The sequence below is a fragment of the Phenylobacterium sp. genome, assembly GCF_020253645.1.
GTDB lineage: Bacteria > Pseudomonadota > Alphaproteobacteria > Caulobacterales > Caulobacteraceae > Phenylobacterium.
Genome location: NZ_JADCBG010000188.1, coordinates 1 through 6,482 on the forward strand (window position 1 = coordinate 1; position 6,482 = coordinate 6,482).

Annotated in this window: 5 protein-coding genes; 4 read left to right on the forward strand and 1 reads right to left on the reverse strand. The window is 69.2% G+C overall.

The genetic code is table 11. The annotated features are described in order from the left end of the window. The coding region (locus INE98_RS12535; RefSeq protein WP_293539265.1) for an acyl-CoA dehydrogenase family protein at positions 1-715 on the forward strand (715 nt) is incomplete at its 5' end. Between the two features lie 13 nt (positions 716-728). Next, positions 729-2,432: a class I adenylate-forming enzyme family protein gene (locus tag INE98_RS12540; RefSeq protein ID WP_293539266.1), complete on the forward strand. Its 1,704-nt coding sequence runs from the start codon at positions 729-731 to the stop codon at positions 2,430-2,432. Between the two features lie 117 nt (positions 2,433-2,549). Here INE98_RS12540 and INE98_RS12545 read toward each other — a convergent pair whose 3' ends face one another. Further along, on the reverse strand, positions 2,550-3,725 hold the full coding sequence (locus tag INE98_RS12545) for a CaiB/BaiF CoA-transferase family protein (RefSeq protein WP_293539267.1): 1,176 nt from the start codon (positions 3,723-3,725) through the stop codon (positions 2,550-2,552). A 154-nt stretch (positions 3,726-3,879) separates the two neighbouring features. On the opposite strand from INE98_RS12545, the gene INE98_RS12550 reads away from it, so the two are divergent. Together INE98_RS12550 and INE98_RS12555 are read left to right on the forward strand one after the other, a co-directional pair. Continuing rightward, on the forward strand, positions 3,880-5,358 hold the full coding sequence (locus INE98_RS12550) for an MFS transporter (RefSeq protein ID WP_293539268.1): 1,479 nt from the start codon (positions 3,880-3,882) through the stop codon (positions 5,356-5,358). Between the two features lie 113 nt (positions 5,359-5,471). Further along, a partial coding sequence (locus INE98_RS12555) for an acyl-CoA dehydrogenase family protein (RefSeq protein ID WP_293539269.1) occupies positions 5,472-6,482 on the forward strand: 1,011 nt, incomplete at its 3' end.

A 6,482-nucleotide genomic window follows, 5' to 3' on the forward strand; every position in this document is an offset into this window, starting at 1 on the left:
CACGATCTCTGCTGCGGCGCGCCGGGGCGACGGTGGCTGGCTGTCCCTCTCGGGGCGAAAGATCCTGGTGAGTGACGCCGGTGCAGCCCGCCGGCTGATCGTCGCGGTCCGACTGGACGGCGCCCCGGCCCTGGTCCTCCTGACCCCCGAGGACCTCCCGGCAGGGGCGCTGCGCCGCGAGACGGTGATCGACGAGACGCGCCGGTCCTTCAGCCTGACCCTCGACGGCGTGACCGTGGCGGAGGACCGCCTGCTGGACCCGGACCGCGCGGGGGCGACCCTTGAGCACCTCCACCTGGCCGCCAACCTCCTGGCCGCCGCCGACATGGTGGGCGGGACCCAGGCCTGCATCGACTACACCCTCGACTACCTCCGCACCCGCACCCAGTTCGGCAAGGTGATCGGTTCCTACCAGGCGCTGAAGCACCCCATGGTCGACGCCTACACCCGCTATGAGCAGGCCCGGTCGCACCTCTACAGCGCGGCTCACTGTTTCAACGAGCAGGGAACCGGCGAGATCGCCGTGCGCATGGCCAAGGCGGCGGCGGACGGAGCCTACAGCTTCGCCGCCGACCGCTCGATCCAGTTCCACGGGGGCTTCGGCTTCACCTGGGACTGCGACGCCCAGCTCTACCGTCGACGGGCCATCTGGCACGCCGCCCAGTTCGGCGACGCCGCCTTCCATCGCAAGAAACTCGCCCGCCTCCTCTTCTGATCCCGGAACTGTCATGACCGATCCTGCTTCCCCGCCGCCCGCCACCCGGGCTGAGGCCCTCGCCATTCTCACAGCGCCGGGCGAACCCTACGCTCTGGAGACGTTCGAGATCGGCGGCTATCCGCGCAAGGTCTTCGTGAACGCCCCGCCGACCCTGCGCGAGATGTTCGCCGCAGCGGTCTCGGACGCCACCTTCCTGGTCTATGGCGAGGAGCGCATGACCTTCGCCGAGGTTGCCCGCGACGCCGGGCGCCTGGCCTCTGTGCTCGTCTCGCGCTTCGGCGTCGGCAAGGGCGACCGGGTCGCCTTCTCCATGCGCAACTTCCCCGAGTGGGTCATCGCCTACCAGGCCGCCACGTCCATCGGCGCCGTCGCCGTGGCCATGAACGCCCTCTGGCAGTCCGACGAGCTGGAGTACGGCCTGAAGGACTGCGGCGCGAAGGTCTTCATCGCCGACCAGGAACGGCTGGACCGGCTGGCGGGCTGTTCGTCCGACCTCGACGTGCCCGTCATCGCCGTCCGCGCGGACCGGCCCGGCAAGGCCCTCCGCTACGAGGACCTGGTGGCGGAGGCGAAGGACGCGACCCTGCCGGCCGCCGACATCGCCCCGGACGATGACGCCACCATCTTCTACACCTCGGGCTCCACCGGCCATCCCAAGGGCGTGGTCTCCTCCCACCGCAACATCATCTCGGCCCTCTTCTCCTGGGAGCTGGACCTGCGGACCGGCGCCCTCATGCAGGGGATCGAGCCGGCGCCGCCCGCCCGCCAGCCGGTCGCCCTGCTGGGCGTGCCCCTGTTCCACGTGACCGGCGCCAACGCCATCTTCCTGCAGTGCTACCGCGCCCAGCGCGCCATGGTCTGCATGTACAAGTGGGACGCCGAACTCGCCGCCGAGATCATCGAGCGCGAGAAGGTCACCAGCTTCACCGCCCCCGCAGCCATGACCGGCGACCTGGTGCGCGAGGCCAAGCGCACCTCGCGCGACCTCTCCAGCCTGCTCACGGTGGGGGGCGGCGGGGCGCCCCGGGCCCCCGAGCAGGTGGCCCAGATCGGTTCGTCCTTCGCCCAGGCCATGCCCAATACCGGCTGGGGCATGACCGAGACCAACGCCATCGGCACCGGGATCGGCGGCGAGGAATACCTCAACCGTCCCGCCAGCTCGGGCCGCTGCTCGGCGGTGCTGGAGCTCAAGATCGTCGACGACCAGGGCCGGGCCCTGCCGGCCGGCGAGCGCGGCGAGCTCCTGATCCGAGGGACCAGCCTCTTCCGCGGCTACTGGAACCGGCCGGAGCTGAACGCCGAGATCTTCGAGGACGGCTGGTTCCGGACCGGCGACGTCGCCTACCTCGACGACGAGGGCTACCTGTTCATCGTCGACCGCATCAAGGACCTGATCATCCGCGGCGGCGAGAACATCGGCTGCGGCCAGGTCGAGGCCGCCCTTCTCAAGCACCCGCACATCCATGAGGCGGCGGTCTACGCCGTCCCCGACGAGCGGCTGGGCGAGGAGGTGGGCGCCACGGTCCATGGCGATCCCGGCCTCGACCCGGATCAGATCCGCGACTTCCTCAAGGATCATCTCGCCCGGTTCGAGATCCCCCGCTACATCGATATCTCGCCTGAGCCCCTGCCGCGCATCGCCTCGGGAAAGATCCTCAAGCGCGGCCTCCGCGACGAGGTCGCCCGCCGCCTCGCCGCCGCCCAGTCAGCCTGAGGCGAGCCGACCTGACGTCCCTCACCCGGCCTGGCCGGGCGCTCTCAGGACGGGGCGCAATGGGCGCTGCATGTCCTCATCGGAGAGACGCGGCGCCAGGGAAGGGGCCTTGGCGCGTCAGCCCTCTGCGGACAGGATTCCGGCTTCGGCGAGGGCTGAGGTGCGGGCGGCGTCCAGGCCCAGCCACTCGCCCAGGACCTCGGCGTTGTGCTCGCCCCGGTGGGGGGCGACGCCGCGCACGCCGCTCTTCGCCGCCGAGAAGCGGTAGGGCGACTGGGGAATGGGCCGGGTCCCGCCCTCGCGGTCGTCGAGGTCCACGATGGAGCCCCGGTGGGCCAGGGTCGGCTGCTCGCGCAGGCGGGCGCCATCGCGCACCTCGCCCCAGGCGATGTTCATGGCCGCCATGGCTTCAGTCACCTTGCCCCAGTCCGTCAGGCCCTTCATCAGATCGCCTACCGCCGCCCGTCGCAGGGCGATCTTGCGGTCGAGGTCGGAGACCCCCTCGCCAGGGTCCTTCAGGCCCAGCTTCGAGGTCAGCTGGCGGAAGAGGTAGCGGAAGTCCGCCGAGACCAGGATGGGGCCGGCGCCCGTCTCCCAGATGTCCGGCGGAAGGTCCATGGTGTCCTCGGAGTCCTCGGCCTCGTAGTGGAACTGGTCGTCGGTCACGAGGGTGGCGTCCACCATGGCGATGTCGATGTGCTGGCCCTTGCCCGTCCGTTCACGGAGGATCACCGCCGAGAGGAGGCCGATCAGGCCGTGCAGGGAAGCGTTGGTGTCGGCCACCGACAGGGGCAGGTCGCTGCGCGGGATGCCATTGCGCCGGGCCTGGCGGGCGATCAGCCCCATCTCCGCATGCACGATGGGGGCATAGGCGGGGCGGCGCGACTCCGGCCCGCCGGCGCCGAAGCCGGAGATGGACAGCATGATCAGGCGCGGATTGGCCTGCGACAGGACGTCATAGCCCAGCCCCAGCCGGTCCATGACGTCGGGCCGGTAGTTCTCGATCAGGATGTCCGCCTGGCGGACCAGGTCCAGCACCAGCTCCCGGGCGCCGGGCGCGCGCAGGTCGATGCAGATGTTGCGCTTGCCGGCGTTTTGCTGGTGGAAAAAGCCGGGCACGCCGCCCTTCACCCGCCCCCAGTTGCGGGTGACATCGCCCTCCGGCGGCTCGACCTTGACCACGTCGGCGCCAAGGTCCGAGAGCAGGCGGCCGGCGAAGGGACCGGCGAGGACGCGGGAGAAATCCAGCACCCTCAGTCCTGACAGCGGATAGTCGGCTTGTGCGTCGGCCATGGTCCCCCCGAGGGCATTGAGCGGCCGGTATGCTATGGCCGGGTCATCCCGTCGGCAAGGGCGGCGGCGGTTGACGGTCCCCCAGGAGGGTGACCCAATGGCGTCGGGGCCGAATGACGTCAGGGCCGATTGACGTCAGGTAACGGGGGAACAGATGACGTCAGCTGCGGCGCCTGCGCCCGAGGGCCGGCTCGACCGGTCGACGCGCATCTTCTACGGGCTCGGGTCCATCGCCTTCGGGGTGAAGGACAACGGTTTCAGCTTCATGCTGATGCTGTTCTACAATCAGGTCCTCGGCGTGCCCGCCAGCCTCGTGGCCCTGGCCCTCCTGACCGCTCTGCTCTTCGACGCCGTGATCGACCCGCTCATCGGCCACGTTTCCGACAACCTGCGATCGCCCTGGGGCCGCCGGCATCCCTTCATGTACGCCGCCGCCCTGCCCGTGGCGGTGTCCTACGCCGCGCTCTGGAACCCCCCGGACCTGTCCCAGGAGGGAATGTTTGTCTACCTGACCGTGCTGGCCATCGTGATACGGACCTTTGTCGCCTTCTACGAGGTGCCGTCCTCCGCTCTCGCCGCTGAATTCACCTCCAGCTACGACGACCGCTCGGTCCTCCTCAGCTACAGGTTCTTCTTCGCCTGGGTCGGCGGCCTGTCCATCCAGGCCCTCGCCTTCGGGGTCCTCCTGCGCCCGGACGCAAACCACGCCGTCGGCCAGCTCAACCCGGAGGGTTACGGTCGGTACGGCCTGATCGCCTCGCTGATCATGCTGGTCGCCATCGTCGTCTCCGCCGCCGGCACCCATCGCCGCATCCCGAGTCTCCGCTCGCCCCCCGCGAAGCAGGCGAAGACCCTCGGCCAGACCCTGGCGGAGGTGCGTGAAACCCTGAACAACCGGTCCTTCCTGTTCCTGCTGGCCTCCAGCATCGCCACGGCCCTGGCCGGCGGGCTCGTGGCCTCGATGAACGGCTACTTCAACACCTTCTTCTGGGAGTTCTCGGCGGCGCAGATCTCGGTCATCACCCTGGGGGTCTTTGTCTCGGCCTTTGTCGCCCTGCCGTCCGCCCCCCTGCTCTCGCGACGATTCGGCAAGAAGCATACGGCCATGCTGCTGTCGCTCCTGTCCCTGGCGATCGGGCTCGGGCCGGTGCTGCTGCGCCTGGCCGGCCTCTTTCCGCCCAATGGCTCGCCCGAGCTCTTCGCCATCCTGTTCACCACCTCCATCGTCGGCGTGACCTGCGGGATCATCGCCTCGACCATGGGCGCCTCCATGATCGCCGACGTGGTCGAGGAGGCGGAGCTGAAGACCGGACGCCGGTCGGAGGGCCTGTTCTTCGCCGCCTCCGCCTTTGTCGGAAAGTCGGTCTCGGGCTTTGGCATCCTCGCCGCCGCCATCCTCATCGACGCCATCGGGCTTACCCCCGGGGTCGCCCCCGCCGACACCTCGCCGGAGGTCATCCAGCGAATGGGCGCCCTCTACTCTCCCGTCATCATCGGTCTCTATCTCGCCGGAATCGCCCTCCTTGCGGGATACCGGATCAGCCGGGAGTCCCACGCCGCCACCCTGCGGGCCCTGGCCGCCGATGCAGAAGAGGCCGCCCACCCCTTCCCGGTGAAGGAAGATCGCGGATGACCTCGCGTCAGAGCCCCAAAAACGATTGGCGCACGAGGTCCCGCTGACATACTGAATGTTCAGATTGTCGCGGCGACCCGCCCAGAGGCCCGAGAAGGAGCAGGAAAGACACCATGAACACGATGACGCCCCCACCCCCCCGCACCGCCTTCGGCTTCGATCCGCATGACGACCTGAACGACCTCCGGATGAGCGAGAAGGCCACGCCGCTGTACGAGCACGTGAAGCGCTTCGTCCAAGAGACCGTCGCCCCGATGTCGGAGAAGTTCCACCAGCTCGGCGAGGGCCGGGCGGACCGCTGGAGCTACGCCCCCGGCCAGCTGGAACTGCTCGAGGAAGCCAAGAACCAGGCCAAGAAGGAAGGCCTCTGGAACTTCTTCCTGCCCGACGCCGAGACCGGCGAGGGCCTGTCCAACCTCGACTACGCCTACATCGCCGTGGAGCTGGGCAAGGTCCCGCTTGCCTCGGAGGTCATGAACTGCTCGGCGCCGGACACCGGCAACATGGAGGTTCTGGAGCGGGTCGGCACGCCGGAGCAGAAGGAGCGCTGGCTGAAGCCCCTGCTGAACGGCGAGATCCGCTCGGCCTTCGCCATGACCGAGCCGGACCGGGCCTCCTCCGACGCCAAGAACGTCGGCATGCGCGCGGTGCTCGAGAACGGCGAGTGGGTGATCAACGGCGAGAAGTACTACATCTCCGGCGCCGGCGACCCGCGCTGCAAGATCATGATCACCATGGTCAAGACCAGCCCGGACGCGCCCCCCAGCCGCCAGCAGTCGCAGATCCTGGTGCCCATCGACACCCCCGGGGTGGAGATTCTCGGCCCGATGAACGTCTTCGGCGAGGATGACGCCCCCCATGGCCACATGCACATCCGCTTCACCAATGTGCGGGTGCCGGAATCGAACATTCTGCTCGGTGAGGGCCGCGGCTTCGAGATCAGCCAGCTGCGCCTCGGCCCGGGCCGGATCCACCACTGCATGCGCTCCATCGGCCAGGCCGAGCGGGCCCTGGACCTGATGGTCCGCCGGGGCCTCTCGCGCGAGGCCTTCGGCCGCAAGATCGCCTGGCTGGGCGGCAACGTCGAGATCATCTCCCGCGCCCGGATCGACATCGAGGCCATG

Bases quoted from the DNA above. Each gene is read 5' to 3' on its own strand.
- INE98_RS12545 (WP_293539267.1), bottom strand. From the start codon at position 3,725: ATGGCCGACGCACAAGCCGACTATCCGCTGTCAGGACTGAGGGTGCTG.
- INE98_RS12540 (WP_293539266.1), top strand. From the start codon at position 729: ATGACCGATCCTGCTTCCCCGCCGCCCGCCACCCGGGCTGAGGCCCTC.
- INE98_RS12550 (WP_293539268.1), top strand. From the start codon at position 3,880: ATGACGTCAGCTGCGGCGCCTGCGCCCGAGGGCCGGCTCGACCGGTCG.